Below are 19,382 nucleotides of genomic sequence, written 5' to 3' on the forward strand. Positions count from 1 at the left end.
GAGCGGCATTTGCCTGGTGCCGCCCAAGCCTGCCGAACCGGGGGCGTCACTGCCACGCCACCCGAAACGCCTGAGGAGATAATAGAAATGACCTTCGTCGTCACCGACAACTGCATCAAGTGCAAATACACCGATTGCGTAGAAGTCTGTCCGGTGGACTGTTTCTACGAAGGCCCGAACTTCCTGGTCATCCACCCGGACGAGTGCATCGACTGCGCGCTGTGCGAGCCGGAATGCCCCGCCCAAGCGATCTTCTCCGAAGACGAGGTACCGGAAGACCAGCAGGAATACATCGAGCTGAACGCCGATCTGGCCGAAGTCTGGCCGAACATTACCGAGAAGAAGGACTCGCTGCCGGACGCCGAAGAGTGGGACGGCGTGAAGGATAAACTGCAGTACCTCGAGCGTTGATTTAGCGCGCCACGCCGCTGAACGAAAAATGCCCGTCTCTTGGAGACGGGCATTTTTGTTTCCGCAGACCGATCAGGCTCTGTCGACGCCCTTTTTCACAGCGTCTTTCACGTTGCCCTTGACCTGCTGGGCTTCGCCCTTCAGTTCCTGGCTCTGGCCTTCGCCTTTCAGGCGCGGGTTATCGGTAGCCTCGCCGATGCCCTGCTTGACCTTGCCGATACCTTCGTTGGCTTTGCCCTTCATCTTGTCTTCAGTGCTGCTCATGGCGCTTCTCCTTCTATCTGTCAAAGGTCACAATGTTGTGACAGGGCTGAACGGCTCCGGTTGCGCTTTTCCGAGGAACGGTACGCTTCAGCCCTGTCGAGTACGCAGCAGCCTGAACAGCGTCCGGCCGGCCAGGTGAACGAACACCGGCGCACCGACGATCAGATAGAAGTAGTAGGTCACGAAGCGCCAGATCAGGATGGCCGCCGCGGTGGTGGATTTGCCCACCAGCGGCGTCAGCAAGGCCGCAGACGCCAGATCGGCACTGCCAGCACCACCCGGAAGCAGGCTGAACTGGCCGGCAGTCAGCGCCAGCAACTGGACGATGAAGGTCCAGGCCCAGGCAAGCTCGCTGCCGAGCCCGCGCAAGGTCAGATAGAGCACGCTGTAGCGCAGCAGCCAGTGCAGCGTGGTGAGGGCGAACACCCCCAGCAGCACGCGGCGCGGCAAGCGAAAACAGTCGAGCAGTGCGTTCCGGAAGCGGATCATCTTGCGCGCCCAACGGCGCTTGCGCCGCTGCTTCACCCCGAGACGCCCGACCAGCCAGCCATTGAGCAGAAACACCTGGCGATGGAAACGCCCGAGCAATGCCAGCACCACCACCACACCGATCAGTAGTGCCGTGGTGATGCCCAGCAGGCTGGCGATATAGGCATTCATCGCATGCGTCAGCGCGAAGATGAGCACGCCGACCAATGCGCAGATGAAGAACAACAGGTCGCTCAATTGCTCCACCGCATAGGTGGCGGTGCCCTTCGAAGGCGGCACGCCATGGCGCATCAACAATGCCATCAGCGTCAACGGCCCGCCAGCCCCACCCGGCGTGGCGCAGATGGCGAACTCCGTCGCCATGACGATGCCTATCGCACGCCTCTGGGCCAGCGTCCGGCGGCCGACCAACAGGCGCAGACGCTGCGCGTTGAGGTACCAGCCCAGCACGATCATGCCGAGCATCAGCGCCAGTAGATCGAGCGGAAAGCTGCGCAAACGGCCGAACAGTCCACTGCCGCCCAGCAACAGCGGAATCAGCACGGCCCCGGTCAAGGCTGCCGCCAGGATCCACCAATGACGGCTCATGCCACTGCGCCCAGTCGCAACGCATTGCTCCCTAGCCAGTCGATCTTGGTCATCGGCGTACGCCCGTCAGCCAGCAGGCGGCCCAGGGTATCCAGCCAGTAGCGCCGTGAGTACTCGTAGCGCATGTCCACCGGATGAATACCCAGCCGCAGCACCGCTGCTTGCCTGTGGCGTGCGAGCAGCCGCTCGCTGACCTGCCGGGAAAGGCCCCGGCGCCAGGCGCTGCGAGCACTCCAGACCAGCGACGGCGCTTCGATGCCGGTGAAGTCCGGGAGCAGCCGCAGCTGCCTGACGTCACTCGTATAAACCAGCCCCGTCGCCGCCAACGCGCGTCGTGCGCCGGCGCCCAGCAGCCAGCCCGGCGCCACGAAACCATGCACCGGCCAACCGAATTGCCGGAACATCGCCATGCCCTGCTCCAGACGCCGGGCGGCATCGGTTTCGCTCAGGGCATAGAACTCCCCTTCATGGGTCAGCACGCGACGCATGAACCACTCATGCGGCCCGCGCGGCATCGGCGCCTCGTCCAGATGGTGGAAACCATGCAGCACCAGCTCGTCGCCCCGCGCCAGGCGCTGCTCGAGCATGCGGCAGAACTGCGGGTGCTCGTCGAGCCGGTTGCGGCGGTGGAAATCCGGCACCACCAGCCAGGTCATGGGAACAGCCCCCAGCGCATCGACGGCCGCGACGAAGGATCGGTAATCCGCCCAGGTTTCCGGCGCCACATCATGCAGCACCAGCATCAGCGACCGGTCAGCCATGCACGGCGACCGGCAGGTTGGCGGTACCCAGCACGGCGTGATAGTGCGTCAGCAGGCCGGCCACCACCGCATCCCAAGCATGATGCGCCTCGACGTGCTGGCGCGCCTGCCGGCCGAGCAAACGGTGATCGCAATCGAACAGCTCCCGCACCGCCTGAGCCATGGCGGCGGCATCCAACGGCCGGCACAGGCGTCCGCTGTGAAAGGGCACCAGCTCGGGCAGCGCACCGGCCCGCGCCGCCACCACCGGAATCCCGCTGGCCATGGCTTCCAGCACCACCAGCCCGAAGGTCTCCTGGTTGCCGGCGTGCAGCAACACATCGCAGCTGGCCATCAGCCGTGCGACCTCGATGGCGGGACAGAAGCGGTTGACGACCGTCACGTTCGAGGGCACCTGTCGGGGCATGCCCGAACCGACCAGCAGCAGGTGATAGTCCGCGCCCAGCTGGCGAGCGGTCTCCAGCAGAACGCCCAGATTCTTCTCCCGCGAACCGCGTCCGGCGAAGATCAGCAGCCGCGTATCGTCCGCCAGGCCGAGCTCTTCCCTCAGACCCGGATCACGACGGCTGGGCTGGAAGGTCTCCAGATCGACTCCCAGCGGCTGGACATAGACGTTGCGCACGCCCAGCGCGATCAACTTGCTGGCCATCGCCTGGCTGGGCGCCAGCACACGGTCGAAACTGCCGTAGAGCCGCGCGACATAGCCATTCAGGTTGGCACCCAGCCAGTGTCCGAGACGGTTGCCGACCAGCAGCGGCAGGTCCGAGTGGTAGAAGCCGATCACCGGAACGTCCAGCCGCCGCCCCGCGTCCAGCGCGGCCCAGGCAGTCATGTAGGGGTCGCCGACCTCGATCAGGTCTGGACGCAACGAGCGCAGCAGATTGCGCCAGGGCGCACGGCGTACCGGAAAGCGATAACCCTTGCCGAAGGGCAGCACTGGCGCCGGGACTTCATAAACGCCGGCGTTGTGACTGTAATCGCGACCCGGGACCAGAATGCTGTGGCGCACCCCCGAATAGAGTTGCAGGCGACGATGTTTGGCTTCGAGATAGGTACGCACGCCACCACTGGCGGGTGCGTAGAACATGGTCATGTCGGCGATGTGCAATGAAGCGTCTCCGTCGGTTTCGATGCAGAGCCTCTCGCTGGCAGGCAACCGATCCGCATCGACTCGACGACGCGCAATCACTGCTGCCTGGAAAGATTCTGCAATGAAATCAATGGACCTTTTGCCGTAGGCTCTGTTCCCGCTTCGTCGCACGCTTCGTTGCTGCGCGGATCACTTCGCTTCGTCCGCGATCTCCTTGTCGCCAGGCTCCTTGCCCTCGACCGAAGCATGTTCGATCACCGCATTGAGCTCCGCACCGAGCAGCAGCACCGCGGACGATATGTAGAAGTACAGCAGCAACACGATGATGGCGCCGATCCCGCCGTAGGTAGCGTCGTAATTGGCGAAATTCTGTACATACAGGCCGAAACCCACCGACGCGGCGATCCACACGACCACCGCCAGCACCGAACCGGGCGTGATGAAGCGAAACTCCTGCTCCACATCCGGCGTGACGTAATAGAGCAGCGCGACCATCAGCATCATCAGAAAGATCGCCGCCGGCCAGCGCAGCCAGGACCAGAGCACCACCACGATTTCCTGCAGCCCGACCTGGGCGGCCAGCCACTCCATGATCTGCGGCCCCAGCACCATCAGCCCGGCGACTGTCAGCAGCGTGACGGCAATGCCGACCGTATAGAGCAGCGACAACAGCATCAGTTTCCACGCCGGCCTTCCTTCTTCGACGCCGTAGGCCCGGTTCATCGCGTTCATCAGCGCCCGCACGCCCACCGAGGCCGTCCACAGCGCCACCATGATGCCCACCGACATCAGCCCGCTCTTTTTCTGCTGCAACTGATCGATGACCGGGTTGACCTGCTCCAGCGCCACGGGCGGCAGTACCAGGGTGGCCTGTTCGCGCAGCCAGGCGAAGAACTCGGGCAGTTGCAGGAAGCCCAGCAATGCCATCAGAAACAGCAGGAAGGGAAACAGCGAGAACAGCGCCCGGTACGCCAGCGCCGACGCATAGGTGGACATGTCGTCCTTGCTGAACTCCTTGAAAGTGCGCTTGAGCAACGTGATGCCGCCTATGCCCCGCGTATCCAGGATTGCCATGCCTCTCCCCTCACCCAACCTTAATTAACGACCGAAAAATTACCTGCCAGTTTTCGACGGCCTCATGGAAATGGACGGTTGCGCCCGCCCAGAGTTCGCTTCATCCCGGAGCCTTGGCGACGGCGCAGCGGATCGACCATTGATCGCGCGCGCACCACCTGCACGCGGAACTTTCAGAGGCTTCAGCGCTCTGGATGCTGTCACGAAACTTCGCCGTCCGACGCCAACGGGCCGTACGGCGACCGAACAGGAGCGCTGCGCGGCGCCGCCGATTCGCAGCAGACCATCCCGTTCGTTCCGCGAACACCATATCAACGTACCAGGGATGGCTTACGCCGCTTTAGGGTAGCAGGAGCATTGATGAAGTCGGCCATTGCCACGGACGCCAGCGAGTCACGAATGAAAGCCGAGCTGTTCCGATACGCCCGCCTGATTCTCACCAAAGGCAGTGGCGCAGGCGCGACGCTGGGCCTGAACATCCTCCTGGCCCGTTTGCTGGTGCCGGACCTGGCGGGCACCCTGTTCTTCTGCATCGCGCTGGGCACCTTCGTGTCGCTGATATCGCGTCTCGGGCTGGACGTCGCCTGCCTGAAGAACATCTCGGCCCTGCGCGCCGAGCAACAGAGCAGCTACCTCAACAGGGCATTGATCCTGGCGCTGATGGCGAACGTCCCCGCCGTGGCGATCGGCCTGCTGGTAGTGCTTTTTTCCGAAACCACTCAAGCCCATTTCCAGCACGCCGCCGTTCTCTTCGGCGTCGCAGCCGTGGGCCTGTCGCTGACCAATATCGCCAGCGAAACGCTCAAGGCCCGGCACAGGACCAGCGAAGGGCTGTTCTGGCAGACCGCCTGCCAACCGGCATTGACGTTGGTGCTGGTGTCGATCCTGGGCAACGAGCTGACCACCGTCGTCGGCTGCTTCGCCGTGAGCTACCTGCTGGCCACGCTCGGCTCGGTGGCACGAGCGAAGATGAGCCTGAATTCCACGCCGCAGAGCGGTGCGGTCGGCTGGAAAGAAATGCTGCTGCTGTGTACGCCGCTGATGTTGATCGCGGTGATGAACAGCATCATCGAACTGTCGGACACTCTGCTGCTGGGCATGCTGCGCTCTGCCGCGGAAGTCAGCATCTACTACATCTGCGCCAAGGTGGCTGCGCTTTCCACGACCCTGCTGTTCATCATCAACGGCACCATCGGCCCCGAAATCTCCCGGCGCTGGACCAGCGCCGATCGCGCCGGCACCTTTGCCATCGTCGGCAGGTATTCACGAGTGATGCTGGGGCTGGCGGCGATCATCCTGCTGGCCATCGCGGTACTGCACGATTACATCCTCGCCGTGTTCGGCGAGCAGTACCGCGAGCAAGGCATGTTCCCGCTACTGGTGCTGGCGAGCGGTTACTTCTTCGTGCTGGCTGCCGGGCCGCTGGGCATCTTCATGACCATGACCGGCCACCACCGGCAGTACCTGAACTACAACATCGCGGCCTGCGTGATCAACGTGGCGCTCAACCTGTTGCTGATTCCTCGCTACGGCGTCAACGGCGCCTGCTTCGCCACGGCCGTCGCGCTGTTTCTGAAAAATTTCCTGTTGTACATCCAGTTCAAGAAAATCAAAGGAGTGCAAAGCCATGACTGACCGGACCAGTGTCATCGTCTACGGAGCCTACGACCGGCACAACTATGGCGATCTGCTCTTCGCGATCATCCTCAAGCGCTACCTGGAAGCCAACGAGCGCTTCAGGGTACAGGTCGCCGCAACCAAGAAATCCAACCTTTCCCGCTACGGCGCACTGCCGACCGTGCCGTTGAAGAAGGCGCTGGAGGCGACTCGCTCACAGCCCAAGACGCTGCTGATCGTCGCCGGCGGTGAGTGCCTGACCGCCCAGTGGGAGAGCATCATCGGCTACCTGGCTCCCCAGGCGCTCTACTACCCGATCAAGGCCAGCCCCTACCTGCTCGGACAGAAGTTGTTCATCCGTCTCAGCCGCGCCCTGACCTCCATCCCCTCGGACCTGCCGCTGGTTCCGGGCGAGCGCGACTTCCCCGGTCTGCAGGTGATGTACAACAGCGTTGGCGGCAACGAGATCAGCCGGAAGAATCCACTGATCAACGCGGCGATCGCGCGCAACCTCAGGGATTGCAGCTATATCTCGGTGCGCGACATGGAAACCTCCGCCGAGCTCGACAGGCTCGGCATCAAGCACAACCTGGTACCGGACAGCGCCATCCTGATTTCCGACATGTACCCGCAGGGCAGCGTCGCCAGCGAGCCGGGGCACATCGTTTTCCATATCTCCGATCACCACGCCAAGCGCCGCATCGAGGCGATCGCCCAGCAGCTCACCGAACTCAGCATGACGACCGGCCTGAAGATCGCCCTGCTGACCATCGGCAAGGCGCCCGGCCACTCCGACGACGATCCGCTGGACAAACTGCAGAGCCTGCTCGGCGAGCGCGCCTACCGCGTCGACAGCGGGCACATCGAGGACATCATCCGCTGCATCGCCACCAGCAAGCTCTATTGCGGCACCAGCTTGCACGGCGCCATCACGGCACTGGCCTATGCCGTACCGCAGATCGCCCTGCTGCCCAAGCGCGTAGTGAAATTGTCGAGCTTTCTCGAAACCTGGGTGCCGAAACAGTCATGCGGCTTCGCCGAGGTCGCCGAGATCAGCCTGACCGCGACAGCCCTGATCGCCTCGTTCGGCGATGCCCAGAAAGCCGAGCTGCAGACCGTGATCGAGGCGATGAAGAACCGCGTGCGCAACAACCTCGAGCACATGATCGCCCTCCATCAGCAAACCGCCTCGGGAGACGTTACCCAGGCGCAGAAGGCGAACGATGCGGTGCTGGCGGCGCAGTGAGGGTTGGCGCAACCTGAGCGGGCACCTGTGATGCCGTGTGAAGTGAATGCTGTTGGCCGCTGGTCTGCTGGGACCGGCATTTCGGGGTCACTGCCCCAAATGAAAAAGGGCTAGCCTTCGCTAACCCTTTGATTTCATTGGTGCCGGTGAGAGGAGTCGAACCCCCGACCTTCGCATTACGAATGCGCTGCTCTACCTACTGAGCTACACCGGCGCCAGCGAGGCATTATCGAGCGTTGTCAGGCCGGACTCAAGCCCGGCCGACTCGTCCCGTTCCTTGCCTCACAACCCTGGCGTCGGTCCGGCCTGGGTACGCTGGGTGTCGGTGCGTTCAGCCTCGTGCCTGACCTGGTCGACGACTTCCTGGCCCATTTCCGTGGCTTTCTGGTAGCCCTCTTCCGCCTTGTGGCGGAGCCTGTCGGTCATTCTGTCACTGGCCTGGCCCAGCAACTCGTCTTCACGCCGGGTCGGCGGTACCGAGGCAGCCAGCAATGCGCCCAGTGCAATGCCGATCGCACCCAGCGCCAGCGGCTGTTCGGTGAGCAGATGGTTGAAGCCGCCGCGGGCGCGATCGGCCTGGTGTCGCAGGCTGTCCGCAGCCTGCCGGCTGCCGTCTCGAACGCGGTGGCTGGCCTCGGTGACCGAGGCGGACACGTTGTGTCCCATCTGGCTGGTCCTGTCGCGCACATCGGCTCCTTGGTGCTTCAGGCCGGAGAACGTGTCTGCAAGCCTGTCCTTCGACTCGGCCAATTTGTCCTTCACCGAGGTTCCGCTGGTACTGGCGATATGCGGCCGCGGTTGGCGGTTCTGCCCCGCCATCAACCAGATCAGCCCGATGGAGGTCAGCACGGTGGGAACCGGGTTGGCCTTGACGGTGTTGCTGAGGTTGCTGAAGAACTCGCCGCTTCCACCCTTGACGTAGCCCAGCGCGGTGTCGATGAGTTCGCCGGGAGACAGTTTGTTTTCCAGTGCATGCACGATGTCGCTGATCTCGGCACGCTGCTGGTCGATTTCGCGCTCGAGGACCGCGGGGTCCTTCTGCGCTTCGGCGTTGATCTGGTTACCTGTACTCATGACGTGTGCCCCCTCACGGCTTCTTTATCCTTGTTCATCGAGTGAATGGTGCGCTCGGGTTTGAAGGACGACGCCTCGAATTTTTTCTTGCCGGCCGAAACCATGATCAGGCCTATCACCGTCACCACGCCGCCGACGATCAGGGCGGCCAGCCAGGGGGCCATCACCGTGCTCAGGCCATAAACCGCTGACATCAGCAGGATGATGAAACCACCCATCAACACCGCGCCACCGGTTGCGACACTGGCGGCGCCCGCCTTGGTCGCACGGATCGACTCGCTCAGTTCGGCCTTGGCCAGCGCCAGTTCCTTGGTTACCAGCGAGGGCACCTCATGAGTCAGCTGGCGCAGCAGACCACCCACCGAGCTGTCGTTCTGCGGGGGCATGGCCGGATCGTGCGGTGTATTCACTTTGCGTTGTTCGCTCATGGGTAGAGCCCTCCGTCTTTGCCTTTGCCATAGTGGCCGGCCGACCCGGCGCCTGTATCGCTACCCGGCGTGGCGTGCATGCCCAGGCCAGCAGCGGTGTCGGTCTGGCCCAGGCCTGTGCCGGATGGGCGGCTCGTTGTGTGGGAGGTAGCGGTGGACGCGGCGCCTGCATTGCTGATGCTGCCGACGGTGCCGCCAGGCTCGCCGCTGTCGAGGTGCTCATTGATTTCATGTTGGCTGGGAAGATGATCATCGGCGCGTCCCGAACGATCAGCGAACCGCCTCGAACCATTCCCGTGGTGATAATCGTCCTCCGTGTGCCGGCTGGATGCGCGGGCGAAGCGGGTCAGACCGAAACCAAGGGCGATGCTGCCGGTGATGAACAAGGCGGGATTGTCACGCGCAAGCCGATTCACCTCGCCGAACAGCTGATCGACGCTTTTGCCGCGCAGGTCGTCGGCAAGCTTGACCATGCTCTGCGCCATGTCGGCAACGTAATGCGACAGGCCCGTCTGATCCTGGCTCTCGAGTTCCGCGGCAGCCGCCTTGGCGCCTTGGGCGACCTTCTCGATCTCGGCGGCGGCCGTGTCGCGATAGCTGTCCAGTTGCTCCTTGCCCTGCGCCTTGACCTGCTCGGCCGCCTCCCTGGCCTTGTGCTTGGCATCCTGCGTCACGTGTTCGAGATCCTGGCTGGCGGGGTTCGAAGCGGAGACAGGCGTCGCCGGGCCGCTTCTGGGTTGGCCGCCGTAACCTGTGATTTCTTCGTCGGGTGTCGTCATCTGATTCACCTTTGCATGGCTTGGCCGCAAGACCAGGTTTGTCGGAACACAGCGCCGCACCGAGGCAGTGACCGTGCAGTTTCAATGCATACATAAAAGGTGACCGGGGCAGGTATTTTCAGTTCCATCATGCCGATGTAACGCTATCCGGCCGTCTAGACGGGCTCGTCCGGTCCCGTTGCGGCTGGCGGAAGGCGGGCTTCGGTATTTGCTGAAGGCATTTTCCTGACGAAAAAAAACGGGCCCGAAGGCCCGTTCTGGTGTCGCATTGCTAGACCGTTATTACTGCAGCGGCCCGATGCTGGTGCAGCTGTTGGCTGCGGCTGCGTGCTTGGTGAGGATCGGCAGCTGTGGGCGATACGAACCGCTCAGGGTATCCAGCGAGAGCACATACTCGCCCCACCACGGACCGGCAGCCCAGTAAGTCATCGGAATGCAGTTCTGGCGCAGGTAGCTCAGCAGGTTGTCCATCGCCACCATCGCAGATGGCGAGAAGTCCGGCACGCCATGCTCACCGATGTAACCGCGCAGCTTGTTGGCTTTCAGCCATTCAACGAAGGGCTTGACGCGCTCCACGCCAAGGTTTGCGGCGAATTTCTCGTTACGGTCGGCGTAGTTACCCGAGTAGTCCTTGTCCAGGTACATGTGCGCTTCATAAACCAGGTTGTTCTTCGGGTCGCGCATCCAGGGGCTGTTGACCAGCGTGGTGTTGTACTTCGGGAAGTGGTAGGCGCTCGAGTAGCGGTCACCGGCGATGTAGATCCAGCGCTTGCCATCCACCGTGCGAATGGCCTTCGCCGCTGCTTCAGCCGCTTGCGGCCACAGCCCGTTGGTGGAGTAAGGCTCGTTCATCAGGCCGTAACCGTCCACAGCCGGGTGGTTCACCACTTTCTGCGCGATCTGCTTCCAGACGCCGGCGAAAGAGTCGATCGGAACGTCCTTGCTGCCAATCAGCTTGTCGTAGTAGCGGTAGTAGTTGTGCAGATCCAGGATCACCTTGACGCCATGCTTCTGGGCGAAATCGAGTGACTGCATCAGGCGAGCAAGCTCGGCGGAATCCAGGCTGGTATTCAGCTTCGGCTGGATACGCTCCCAGACGAACGGCAGGCGCACCAGGTCCATACCCTTGTCCGCGTACTTCTTGTAGTACGACTCTTCCGGATAGGAATAATGCTTGCCGTAAACCCCCGGCAGCGCGACATGCGCACCGAAACCGGCCGCGGACAGGTTCACACCCACCAGGCGCACGGAGCCATCGCCGGGCTTGCCAGCGGGCGGCGTGATTTCCGGGTTCGGCGCGGGTGCGGGTGCAGGCGCTTCCACCGCACCGGACGAGCTGATCACCGAAACGGTTTTCGGATAACCATGCCGGCTACTGTCGAGCGTGGCACCGTCCAGGAATACGCTCATGTTGCTGCCATTGAGCTGGGCCTTGGTGATCTTGCGAACCTGCCCGTCGGCCAGCTTCACGGAAGCACCCACCACGAACGACTTCTGGTTGGCCGCAGTCGCCGCGATGGTAAAGCCGGCAGATTGCCGCCAGAGGCCATTCACCCAATGCTCGTTGGTGTAGTTGTTCAGGCCGCTGGAAACGGAAGTCTCGGGAGCAGGCGTAGGCGTCGGTGCCGGATTCGGCGCCGGTGCTGGCGTGCTGACAGAGCCTGACTGCGTGGCGAGCTTGTTCGGCGCACCCGCGATATTGCCGTCGAGCGCGGCACCGTCCATGAACACGCTCAGGTTGCTACCGACCTGTTGTACCTTGGTGATCTTGCGCGTCTTGCCGTCGGCCGTCTTGACGGCAACGCCGACTTTGAAGGCAGACTTGCTGGCATCCGTCGCGGCGATGGAGACACCGGGCGACTTTCTCCAGACGCCATTCAGCCAATCGCTGTTGCTGAAGTTGTTGATCGACGCCGAATAGCTGATGCCACTCGGTGCTTCGCTACCAGGCTTCGAAACCTCGGGAGCAGGAACCACCGGAGCAGGAGAAGTATCTGCTGCGCTGGAAACAGTGCTGACGGTCTTGGGCGCGCCAACTTTCTTGCCGTCGAGAAGAGCGCCATCTACGTATACGCTCAGGTTCACACCGACTTTGAATACTTTGGTGATCTTGCGGACCTGGCCATCTGCAAACTTGATGTAAGTGCCAGGCTTGAAAGCAGCGATAGAAGCGGTAGTCGCCGGCACGGACAGACCTGCGGTCGTTTTCCAGATACCGTTGACGAAGTCGCTGCTATTGAACTTGTTGATTGGCGAGGTGAATGCAGCAGCTGCAGAAGCTGTATTAACAGCCGCATGAGCCTCACCGGTAACTGCGACAGTACCCAATACTGCAGCCATGGCGACAGAAGCCGCGAGAACTTTGCGGGCACCAGAAAAAACATTGATGGACATGCCGTCTCTCCGGAACTTAATACTTCTAAAGGCGGAGCCGATAAAAAAGTAGCGGGAGTTGATAAAGTCGTGCGGGCGCTTACTTGCGGAGTTATCTCAATCTGCGTAACCGAACGAGCCACTTTGCAACCTGTCCGGCCTGCTGTTCCAGCGAGCCATCCCGTTGCGTGGCGGCTTTATAATAGGTTTCCTGAAAGAATGGAAATTTCTCGCCAGCAAAATATCGCCAAAGTACCGTCACGGAAACGGCAAAGATATTAATGTGCTATTAGCACGTGGCGCTTCGCCAGTGCCAAAATCGGCAAACGAAGCCCTTTAACACGTTGCGCAACGGCGCTGAACGGCGTCATTTTTTTGAATGGCTGCATATTGAAGGCTTAAGTCTTACTATTACTTCCCGACGAACGGTGGCGTTTCCAACGCCTTCTCCATGTCTCAAATTCATTGATAAAAGCCGTTGCGTTTAACAAGCGAAACGTAAAAGGAGGCATTCAATGAGCCATTCATTCAAAGTTGGCGATCATGTTCGGTGGAACTCCGAAGCAGGATTTGTCAGCGGGAAGATTATCAAGGTGCATACCGCCGACACCGACTACAAAGGACATCGGCGTCGGGCCAGTCCGGAAGAGCCCCAATATGAGATCAAGAGCGACAAGACCGATCACGTCGCGATGCACAAGGGGAGCGCGCTCAAGAAGCTCGATTGACGGACAAGGCTACCGCCATGCCTGTCTATCAGGCGTGGCGATCGAAGGGCATTGATGATGAGTGGCGGGACGCTCAGCCGTGCTGGGGTTATGGCTGGAGCGCAAGCAGGGATGTGACGGCACCCGTTCGGCGCCGTACGGAGGAAGGGAGGAAAGAACGGCACCCTATCGGTGCCCTGGTGTAATGCCTTGCCGCCTCATGGCGGCAGCGCGAAGCGTTCAGCCGTTCAAGGCTCACGCTCCAGCACGTTCCAGTCACCACCATTGCGCTGTTTGCCGAAGGCATTGCGCGACAGATAGTAGAAGAACAACGGAATACCCAACGCATAGCGCTTGAACAAGCGGCGCGGTTCGATCAGCAGGCGGAACAGCCATTCAAGCCCGAAACGCCTCATCAGCAAGGGCGCACGGGGAAAGCGCTGAGCGGCAAAATCCAGAATCGCACCGCCGCAGATCAGCAAGGCGGGCGTATCCAGAGCGTCGCGCAACTGAACGGCGATCTGCTCCTGCTTGGGCATCCCCATTGCCAGCACGATGATGGGGAAGCGCCCCTTTACGTGCCTTGAGGTCACGAACTGCAGATAATCGCCAGACTTCTGAAAGCCATCCAGCGCATGGAAGGGCCGATCACCGAACAGTTCCCTGGCACCATCGCTCAACCAGGGTTCCTGGGTACCCAGCGCAAACAACTCATAGTGATCTTCCGAGTCCCCGACAAAGTCCTCTATCAAGCGGGGAATGAAATCCGAACCATTCAGATTGGCCTTCGGCTCCACGCCATTGAGCAGGCAGGCCATCTTTATCCCGACGCCATCACGCAACAGATAATTGACCTCGAAGAAACTTTCATAAATCTTCGGATGGCGCTGCGCAATGTTGTAAGCATGCTGATTCAAGAAACCGAGAATCGTCGGCGTCTCGCGTTTACGCAACTCTGTCATCAGCGAACCAGTATCAGCCTCATCCAGTAGTTTAAGCTTCCCTATCAAAGGATCCATCCTTCTGGTGAGCGAGTTTTTCATAAATGACTTCTCTGTTTTAAATTCACTTCCAACCGGCCTGATACTCCACCGGGCGAGTCTTCCTGCCATTCAAGGCGAGCAGTTCATGGAAAAAACTGAACAAAGCGCTTCGCTGCAGGACAAACGAAACTGTTGCAACTTTCAGCGACACCCCGACAGATGACGAGGCATGGCCATGAAAGGAATAGGTAGCATTTCCCGGAAAGCGAAACGGACGCTCGCCGGTATCGCACTGATAGCCACCAGCGCGGGTGCGCAGGCAGAGGCCATCGACCTGATAGGCCTCAACATCGGCGGAGCCGCGTTCGCCGGCGGCATCTATCCCGGCAAGTACAAGACCAACTACTTCTTCCCCGCCCCCGATTACCTGCAGCAATGGAAGGACAAGGGCATACGCACCATTCGCTTTCCGATCCTGTGGGAGCGCCTGCAATGGGAGCTGAACGAGGAACTGAACGAGGATTACGCCTCGCTGATCGACGGGGTGCTCGAGCAGGCTGCCGAGCACGACATGCGCGTCATCCTCGATATCCACAACTATGCACGCTACAAGAAACAGAAGATCGGCTCCGAGCAGGTACCCATCTCGGCCTACGAGGACCTTCTCGAGCGAATCGCCAGGCGCTGGAAGGACAGCGAGGGGCTCTACGCCTACGACATCATGAACGAGCCCCACGGCGTGGACGAATACTGGCCGGCCGCCGCCCAGGCCGGGATCGATGCGATACGCAAGCATGATCGCGAGCGCCCGCTGCTCATCGAAGGCAACTTCTGGTCCAGCAGCTACCTCTGGCGCAAGTACAACGACCCGCTCCTGCAGCTGAAGGACCCCGCCGACAAGCTGATCTTCTCGGCGCACCTGTATGTCGATAAGCACGGCAACGGCCTGTACAAGGACCCACTGCCGGACGATTTCGACACCATGGTCGGCGTGAAAAGAGCCAGGCCCTTCGTCGAATGGCTTATCGAGCATGGCCGTAAAGGTCATATCGGTGAGTTTGGCGTCCCCGGTGACGACCCCCGCCTGCTGGAAGCGATGGATAATCTCCTGTCGTACCTGCAGCAGCATTGCATACCCATGAACTACTGGGCCGCCGGCAAGGCCTGGGGCAATTACAAGCTCTCGGTCGAGCCGAAGGACGGCAAGGACCGTCCGCAGTGGGCAGTACTCGAGAAGTACGTTGGCCAAGGCGACTGCCAGGCAATCGGACCACGGGGCTGAACACGGTTGCGGCCCGTGCGAAGAGGGTCGCATGCCTTACCTGCTCAAACCTTGGAAACCGGGGAGTCCGGCAACCAGCGAGAGATCCTCGATTTCACCCTGTTGAGCACCTTGCGTTTCAGGCTGTGGCTCTTGCGCACGATGTCGGCCTTCAGATTCGGCAACTGTCCCGGCAGGTACATCTCGTTGGTTTCGATGCAGTACACCGGCTTGCCGGTCAGGCGGGTGATCTCCAGCGCCTGGTTGACTTCGCTTTCGATGAACAAACGCGCCGCGGGATCCTTGCCGAACACCTCCGCCTTGAACTTGTGGTGCATGTTCAGCCGCCGCCGTTCCTCGGCGCTGGGCAGATCGAGCATGTGCAACTGGCCGTACTGAACGCCGTGCTTGTGCAGCCAGCGTTCGGTCTCTGGCCGGTACTTCTCCAGCCTGCTGGTAACCAGGTGGGCGACCTTCACCGAAGGGATGAACAGCGGTCGTGTATTGCAGAGGAAATCGAGGTAGCCCGGCCCATCGTCGTTTTCCTCCGCCGTCGGATCGACGCAGAGCACACCGTCGATATCCAGACAGGCGTGGGCCAGAAGCGGGTGATGCATGATGTTCCATTCGAAGACGCGCGGCTGTTCCACCTCTTCGAAGTAGAGGTCGACCTGATGCCGGTTGTGCCTTTCCACGAACGCCGCCATGGTCACCACGGTCCCGCCATAGATGGCCTTGACCTGGTCGCAGGCGGCCCGCATCGAATTGCCCGTCGAAAGGCTGTCATCCACCAGCAGGATGGTGCGTGCTTCGTGCGGCTTGACCAGCTGGTCGTGCTTGTAGGCCCGCGTGTTGCCTTTCTTCAGGTCGTCGTTGCGAAGAAATGAATAAAGATCCGTCAACGGCAGATTGAGCTTGAGCGCGATGATGCTGGCGACCAGCATACCGCTGCGTGGAATACCGACAATCAGCTCGACATCATTGGGCACCCTGCTGGCGAACCGCGAGCTAAGTTGCGATAGGTCGTTCAAGCCTCTGTATTTCATGGACCTCTCCTGTCCGCCGATTTTTGTTGTTGCTTTCTCCTGCTCCTCGAACCGCCTTAACGGCTCAGTGAAGAGCGCAACTGTTTGGTATGGGTATGGACATAGTGCAGTACATATAAGGCGAAGGCGTTCATCAGCGAGAAGTTCAGAAAGCGCCTGCGGATCTGCATGTCTTCACGAATGGCGTCGAAACGCCGCTTATGGGAAACACCGGTCGTATCGAATATGCACAATGGAAATGGCAACTGCATGACGGCCGTCTTGACATCGAGTCCCTGCAGAAACTCGATGAGCAGGCAATAGTCGGCCGACAACTTGTAATCGAGCCTGAACCTGAACTGGCGCAGGCGTTCATTCTCGAAATACATGGTCTGGTGGCTGGCCGGCAGGCCGATTGGCGCGCGTTCGATGGGTCTGGCACTGGTTCTGATCAATCGTCCGCTGGCGGTCTTCTGATAGAAATCGCCATAGATGAACTTCGGCTTGATATCGGCGCGCTGCACCTGCGCGGTGATTCTCTCCAGCACTTCGGCGTCCGCCAGGCAGTCGCCGCTGTTGAGAAACAGCGTGTAGCCCGGGGTTTCCACGGCCTTCGCACGCCCTTTGTCCATCGCATCGTAGATGCCCTTGTCAGGCTCGATGGTAATTTCCGCCTGGGCATCGTCCAGCGCTTGCAACCACTCGACACTGCCATCGGTGGACGCGCCATCGATGACGATCCAGCGAAAGTTTCGACAGGTCTGACGGCTCAGGCTCTGGTAGGTATCGCGCAGTCCGTCCAGATTATTCCAGTTTATAGTTACGATACTGAAACTGACCATAATTCACCCGTTCGATATTTGCATTTAAGGTTTTTTCACTGGCCTGAACCTTGGCGTAATAAAGGAAGAACGCAGCGGCCATCCCATATACGTCGCCGGAAAATGTCAGCGCATTGGACAGCGTGAAGTTCAGCATCCCCGATACGAATGCCAATTGCAGGGCGGCAAGCAAATTCCCTTTATCGGGACATTTGCGCATTATCCAGATGAAACCACCATAGAAGAGCAGCACGACGACAGGCGTCAGGAAACCATAACGATAATAAACACCGAACAGCCCGACATCGGAAAGATAGAAGTGCGAGTTGTAGATCGCTGAGAAACCACCCTGCCACTGCAGCGATAGCGCACCCATGCCGAAATAATGGTTGTCACGGATGGCGTCGAGAATGATCGAAACCGTTACATCCCTTACGCTGGTCTGGCCGGTCGCTTCGAATATCAGCGCATGGAGCCTGTCGTACTGCTGCTGATAGAACTCGGGCATCAACAGATAAGAAACAACCAGGATCGCCAGCCCCAATATGCTCATCTTCAATAGCGAATCGACGCGCTTGCGGAAGATCCAGAGCCCCGCCAGCGCCCATACCAGCATCGTCTGGCGGGTCTGCAGAACCAGCCAGAGATAGGCGACGAAATACAGCAAGATGCAGAGTTTGCCGAGGGTGACCCGGTCTCGCATGCTGTACATCACCATGAATACCGCCACGGAGATGTAGGGCGAGGCGATGCGGAAACGGTTCGGCCGCAGCGCGTCTTCGTATTGCAACCAGTTGTCGACCGTGAACGCCGCCGCCTGGTTCTGCGGAATGATGCCCAGGTAGTAGGTGAAGCCGAAGGTCGCGCAGAAGATGGCGATGTAGAGAAAGTACTTCTCCAGCTCGGCCTGGGTCGGCTGTGCCTGGATCAGCAGGAACAGCACCGGGAAGAAGATCAGGTACTGGAGGAAACGTCTCTCCTCGAACAGCCCGTAGACGATCGGCTGCTCGAAATTCAGATAGGCCAGCACCGCCGAAACCAGGGGCAGCACCGTGCCCATGAAGATGATCCACAGGCTCGTCTTGGACTGGTAGACCCATCGCCAGGCCACGAACAGACAGGCCGTCGCGCCCACGACGAACAGCAGGAAAATCTCCTGCAGATAGGGAACACCCGCCCTTTTGTCATCCGTGAGGAAGAAGCAGGTGGAGTTCAGCAAAACCAGCATGAAAAGCAGGTTTCGGTAGGCCAGTATTTTCCTTAACAAAGCGCTAATCCCAGTTGAGTTTCGATCGCCATGACGCAGCCTTGACCGCCGGCGCGCCCGCACCACCCATCAGCCGGCGCCCGCGCGTGTGTTCATGGACAACGGGGCTGGCGTAAATATCCGTCGCTCGCCTGCGGCGGGCAGCCGATTCAGCCCCTTGCCCGATCCTGATGCTCGACGAACCAGCGATAGGCGTCGCGCAGCCCCTCCTCCAGGCCGATGCTCGCCTGCCAGCCCAGAGCCTCGAGGCGTGAAACGTCCATCAGCTTGCGCATGGTTCCATCCGGCTTGCTGCTGTCGAATGCCAGCTCCCCCTGGTATTCGGTGACCCGCGCGACGGTTTCCGCCAGTTCGCGGATGCTGCAATCGACGCCGGTCCCGACGTTGATGTGCGAAAGCATGGGCTGCGTGCAGGCCTGGTAGGCGCTCGCCTCCAGCTCCATCACATGCACGCTGGCCGCAGCCATGTCGTCGACGTGGAGGAATTCGCGCATGGGCTTGCCGCTGCCCCAGATGACCACCTGCTCGTCGCCACGCTGGCCGGCTTCATGGAAGCGGCGCAGCAACGCCGGGATGACGTGACTGTTTTCCGGGTGGAAGTTGTCGTTCGGGCCATACAGGTTGGTCGGCATCACGCTGCGGTAATCGCGCCCGTACTGGCGGTTGTAGCTCTCGCAGAGCTTGATGCCGGCAATCTTGGCGATGGCGTAGGGCTCGTTGGTCGGCTCCAGCGTGCCGGTCAGCAGCGCCTCTTCCTTCATCGGCTGCTCGGCCTCCCTGGGGTAGATGCAGGAGGAGCCGAGAAACAGCAGCTTCTGCACGCCGTGGCTGTGCGCGGCGTGGATGACGTTGGCCTCGATCATCAGGTTCTGATAGATGAACTCGGCCGGATAGGCGTTGTTGGCATGGATACCGCCGACCTTGGCCGAGGCGAGATAGACCTGGTCGATCCGCTGCTCGGCGAAGAAGGCAGCCACTGCCGCCTGGTCCAGCAGGTCCAGCTCGTCCCGCGAGCGGGTAATCAAGTTGCCGTAGCCGAGCGCCTGCAGCCGACGCACGATCGCCGAGCCGACCATCCCGCGATGGCCGGCGATGAAGATGCGCTGATCCTGTTCCCGTGGCAT

The 19,382-nt window shown here is 60.7% G+C and carries 19 protein-coding genes and 1 tRNA gene; 5 read left to right on the top strand and 15 right to left on the bottom strand.

From position 1 onward, the window contains the following. Positions 1–87: 87 nt before the first annotated feature. Positions 88–411 (top strand): ferredoxin FdxA, encoded by a 324-nt coding sequence (fdxA, locus tag EA795_RS08515; RefSeq protein WP_014851990.1) that lies wholly within the window; start codon positions 88–90, stop codon positions 409–411. A gap of 72 nt (positions 412–483) precedes the next feature. Here fdxA and EA795_RS08520 read toward each other — a convergent pair whose 3' ends face one another. From EA795_RS08520 to EA795_RS08540, 5 genes are all read right to left on the bottom strand, one after another. After that, complete coding sequence (locus EA795_RS08520) at positions 484–675, bottom strand: CsbD family protein (protein WP_014851989.1); 192 nt, start codon at positions 673–675, stop codon at positions 484–486. 87 nt (positions 676–762) lie between these two features. After that, positions 763–1,752 (bottom strand): glucosaminyl phosphatidylglycerol flippase, encoded by a 990-nt coding sequence (gene gpgF, locus EA795_RS08525; protein WP_122076605.1) that lies wholly within the window; start codon positions 1,750–1,752, stop codon positions 763–765. Next, on the bottom strand, positions 1,749–2,513 hold the full coding sequence (gpgD, locus tag EA795_RS08530; protein WP_122076608.1) for an N-acetylglucosaminyl phosphatidylglycerol deacetylase: 765 nt from the start codon (positions 2,511–2,513) through the stop codon (positions 1,749–1,751). Before gpgD ends, gpgF begins: the two co-directional genes overlap by 4 nt. Then, the gene (gene gpgS, locus EA795_RS08535; protein ID WP_058073592.1) at positions 2,506–3,621 is read right to left on the bottom strand and encodes an N-acetylglucosaminyl phosphatidylglycerol synthase; all 1,116 of its coding nucleotides are present in this window, start codon (positions 3,619–3,621) and stop codon (positions 2,506–2,508) included. The genes gpgD and gpgS overlap by 8 nt, the downstream gene beginning before the upstream one ends. 171 nt (positions 3,622–3,792) lie before the next feature. Beyond that, on the bottom strand, positions 3,793–4,677 hold the full coding sequence (locus EA795_RS08540; protein ID WP_014851985.1) for a YihY/virulence factor BrkB family protein: 885 nt from the start codon (positions 4,675–4,677) through the stop codon (positions 3,793–3,795). Positions 4,678–5,037: 360 nt separating this feature from the next. On the opposite strand from EA795_RS08540, the gene EA795_RS08545 reads away from it, so the two are divergent. Together EA795_RS08545 and EA795_RS08550 are read left to right on the top strand one after the other, a co-directional pair. Continuing rightward, entirely contained in the window at positions 5,038–6,312 is a 1,275-nt protein-coding gene (locus EA795_RS08545; protein ID WP_058073593.1) for a lipopolysaccharide biosynthesis protein, read from the top strand. After that, positions 6,305–7,540 (top strand): polysaccharide pyruvyl transferase family protein, encoded by a 1,236-nt coding sequence (locus EA795_RS08550; protein WP_122076611.1) that lies wholly within the window; start codon positions 6,305–6,307, stop codon positions 7,538–7,540. The genes EA795_RS08545 and EA795_RS08550 overlap by 8 nt, the downstream gene beginning before the upstream one ends. A 138-nt stretch (positions 7,541–7,678) precedes the next feature. Here the strand turns inward: EA795_RS08550 and EA795_RS08555 are convergent. The 5 genes from EA795_RS08555 to EA795_RS08575 form a co-directional block, all read right to left on the bottom strand. Next, positions 7,679–7,754 (bottom strand) — tRNA-Thr (locus EA795_RS08555). A gap of 68 nt (positions 7,755–7,822) precedes the next feature. Further along, positions 7,823–8,614, bottom strand: a complete 792-nt coding sequence (locus EA795_RS08560) for a DUF3618 domain-containing protein (protein ID WP_014851973.1) — start codon at positions 8,612–8,614, stop codon at positions 7,823–7,825. Continuing rightward, positions 8,611–9,042: a phage holin family protein gene (locus EA795_RS08565; protein WP_122076614.1), complete on the bottom strand. Its 432-nt coding sequence runs from the start codon at positions 9,040–9,042 to the stop codon at positions 8,611–8,613. The genes EA795_RS08560 and EA795_RS08565 overlap by 4 nt, the downstream gene beginning before the upstream one ends. Next, positions 9,039–9,821 (bottom strand): hypothetical protein, encoded by a 783-nt coding sequence (locus tag EA795_RS08570; RefSeq protein ID WP_122076618.1) that lies wholly within the window; start codon positions 9,819–9,821, stop codon positions 9,039–9,041. Before EA795_RS08570 ends, EA795_RS08565 begins: the two co-directional genes overlap by 4 nt. Before the next feature lie 282 nt (positions 9,822–10,103). Next, a complete protein-coding gene (locus EA795_RS08575) occupies positions 10,104–12,215 on the bottom strand; it encodes a glycoside hydrolase family 5 protein (protein ID WP_043942529.1) in 2,112 nt (703 codons plus the stop codon). 494 nt (positions 12,216–12,709) lie between these two features. On the opposite strand from EA795_RS08575, the gene EA795_RS08580 reads away from it, so the two are divergent. Beyond that, entirely contained in the window at positions 12,710–12,922 is a 213-nt protein-coding gene (locus EA795_RS08580) for a hypervirulence associated TUDOR domain-containing protein (RefSeq protein ID WP_014851969.1), read from the top strand. Positions 12,923–13,149: 227 nt separating this feature from the next. On the opposite strand, the gene EA795_RS08585 is transcribed toward EA795_RS08580, so the two are convergent. Next, positions 13,150–13,944, bottom strand: a complete 795-nt coding sequence (locus tag EA795_RS08585) for a WecB/TagA/CpsF family glycosyltransferase (protein WP_238536418.1) — start codon at positions 13,942–13,944, stop codon at positions 13,150–13,152. Between the two features lie 175 nt (positions 13,945–14,119). Here EA795_RS08585 and EA795_RS08590 point away from each other — a divergent pair, with 175 nt between their 5' ends. Beyond that, positions 14,120–15,166, top strand: a complete 1,047-nt coding sequence (locus EA795_RS08590) for a glycoside hydrolase family 5 protein (RefSeq protein WP_122076621.1) — start codon at positions 14,120–14,122, stop codon at positions 15,164–15,166. A gap of 44 nt (positions 15,167–15,210) precedes the next feature. Here EA795_RS08590 and EA795_RS08595 read toward each other — a convergent pair whose 3' ends face one another. The 4 genes from EA795_RS08595 to fcl form a co-directional block, all read right to left on the bottom strand. Continuing rightward, on the bottom strand, positions 15,211–16,191 hold the full coding sequence (locus EA795_RS08595; protein WP_058076402.1) for a phosphoribosyltransferase family protein: 981 nt from the start codon (positions 16,189–16,191) through the stop codon (positions 15,211–15,213). Positions 16,192–16,247: 56 nt separating this feature from the next. Further along, a complete protein-coding gene (locus EA795_RS08600) occupies positions 16,248–17,012 on the bottom strand; it encodes a glycosyltransferase (RefSeq protein ID WP_014851965.1) in 765 nt (254 codons plus the stop codon). After that, a complete protein-coding gene (locus EA795_RS08605; RefSeq protein WP_240644998.1) occupies positions 16,975–18,324 on the bottom strand; it encodes a hypothetical protein in 1,350 nt (449 codons plus the stop codon). Before EA795_RS08605 ends, EA795_RS08600 begins: the two co-directional genes overlap by 38 nt. An 83-nt stretch (positions 18,325–18,407) precedes the next feature. After that, positions 18,408–19,382, bottom strand: a complete 975-nt coding sequence (fcl, locus tag EA795_RS08610) for a GDP-L-fucose synthase (protein ID WP_122076627.1) — start codon at positions 19,380–19,382, stop codon at positions 18,408–18,410.

The organism is Stutzerimonas nitrititolerans (assembly GCF_003696285.1).
Taxonomy (GTDB): domain Bacteria; phylum Pseudomonadota; class Gammaproteobacteria; order Pseudomonadales; family Pseudomonadaceae; genus Stutzerimonas; species Stutzerimonas nitrititolerans.

Excerpts from the sequence above, each read along its gene's own strand:
- EA795_RS08585 (WP_238536418.1), bottom strand. The coding sequence starts at position 13,944 with ATGAAAAACTCGCTCACCAGAAGGATGGATCCTTTGATAGGGAAGCTT.
- EA795_RS08520 (WP_014851989.1), bottom strand. The coding sequence starts at position 675 with ATGAGCAGCACTGAAGACAAGATGAAGGGCAAAGCCAACGAAGGTATC.
- fcl (WP_122076627.1), bottom strand. The coding sequence starts at position 19,382 with ATGCCACGGGAACAGGATCAGCGCATCTTCATCGCCGGCCATCGCGGG.
- EA795_RS08545 (WP_058073593.1), top strand. The coding sequence starts at position 5,038 with ATGAAGTCGGCCATTGCCACGGACGCCAGCGAGTCACGAATGAAAGCC.
- EA795_RS08600 (WP_014851965.1), bottom strand. The coding sequence starts at position 17,012 with ATGGTCAGTTTCAGTATCGTAACTATAAACTGGAATAATCTGGACGGA.
- EA795_RS08540 (WP_014851985.1), bottom strand. The coding sequence starts at position 4,677 with ATGGCAATCCTGGATACGCGGGGCATAGGCGGCATCACGTTGCTCAAG.
- EA795_RS08570 (WP_122076618.1), bottom strand. The coding sequence starts at position 9,821 with ATGACGACACCCGACGAAGAAATCACAGGTTACGGCGGCCAACCCAGA.
- gpgF (WP_122076605.1), bottom strand. The coding sequence starts at position 1,752 with ATGAGCCGTCATTGGTGGATCCTGGCGGCAGCCTTGACCGGGGCCGTG.
- gpgD (WP_122076608.1), bottom strand. The coding sequence starts at position 2,513 with ATGGCTGACCGGTCGCTGATGCTGGTGCTGCATGATGTGGCGCCGGAA.
- EA795_RS08580 (WP_014851969.1), top strand. The coding sequence starts at position 12,710 with ATGAGCCATTCATTCAAAGTTGGCGATCATGTTCGGTGGAACTCCGAA.
- EA795_RS08560 (WP_014851973.1), bottom strand. The coding sequence starts at position 8,614 with ATGAGTACAGGTAACCAGATCAACGCCGAAGCGCAGAAGGACCCCGCG.
- EA795_RS08575 (WP_043942529.1), bottom strand. The coding sequence starts at position 12,215 with ATGTCCATCAATGTTTTTTCTGGTGCCCGCAAAGTTCTCGCGGCTTCT.
- EA795_RS08595 (WP_058076402.1), bottom strand. The coding sequence starts at position 16,191 with ATGAAATACAGAGGCTTGAACGACCTATCGCAACTTAGCTCGCGGTTC.
- EA795_RS08565 (WP_122076614.1), bottom strand. The coding sequence starts at position 9,042 with ATGAGCGAACAACGCAAAGTGAATACACCGCACGATCCGGCCATGCCC.
- EA795_RS08550 (WP_122076611.1), top strand. The coding sequence starts at position 6,305 with ATGACTGACCGGACCAGTGTCATCGTCTACGGAGCCTACGACCGGCAC.
- fdxA (WP_014851990.1), top strand. The coding sequence starts at position 88 with ATGACCTTCGTCGTCACCGACAACTGCATCAAGTGCAAATACACCGAT.
- EA795_RS08590 (WP_122076621.1), top strand. The coding sequence starts at position 14,120 with ATGAAAGGAATAGGTAGCATTTCCCGGAAAGCGAAACGGACGCTCGCC.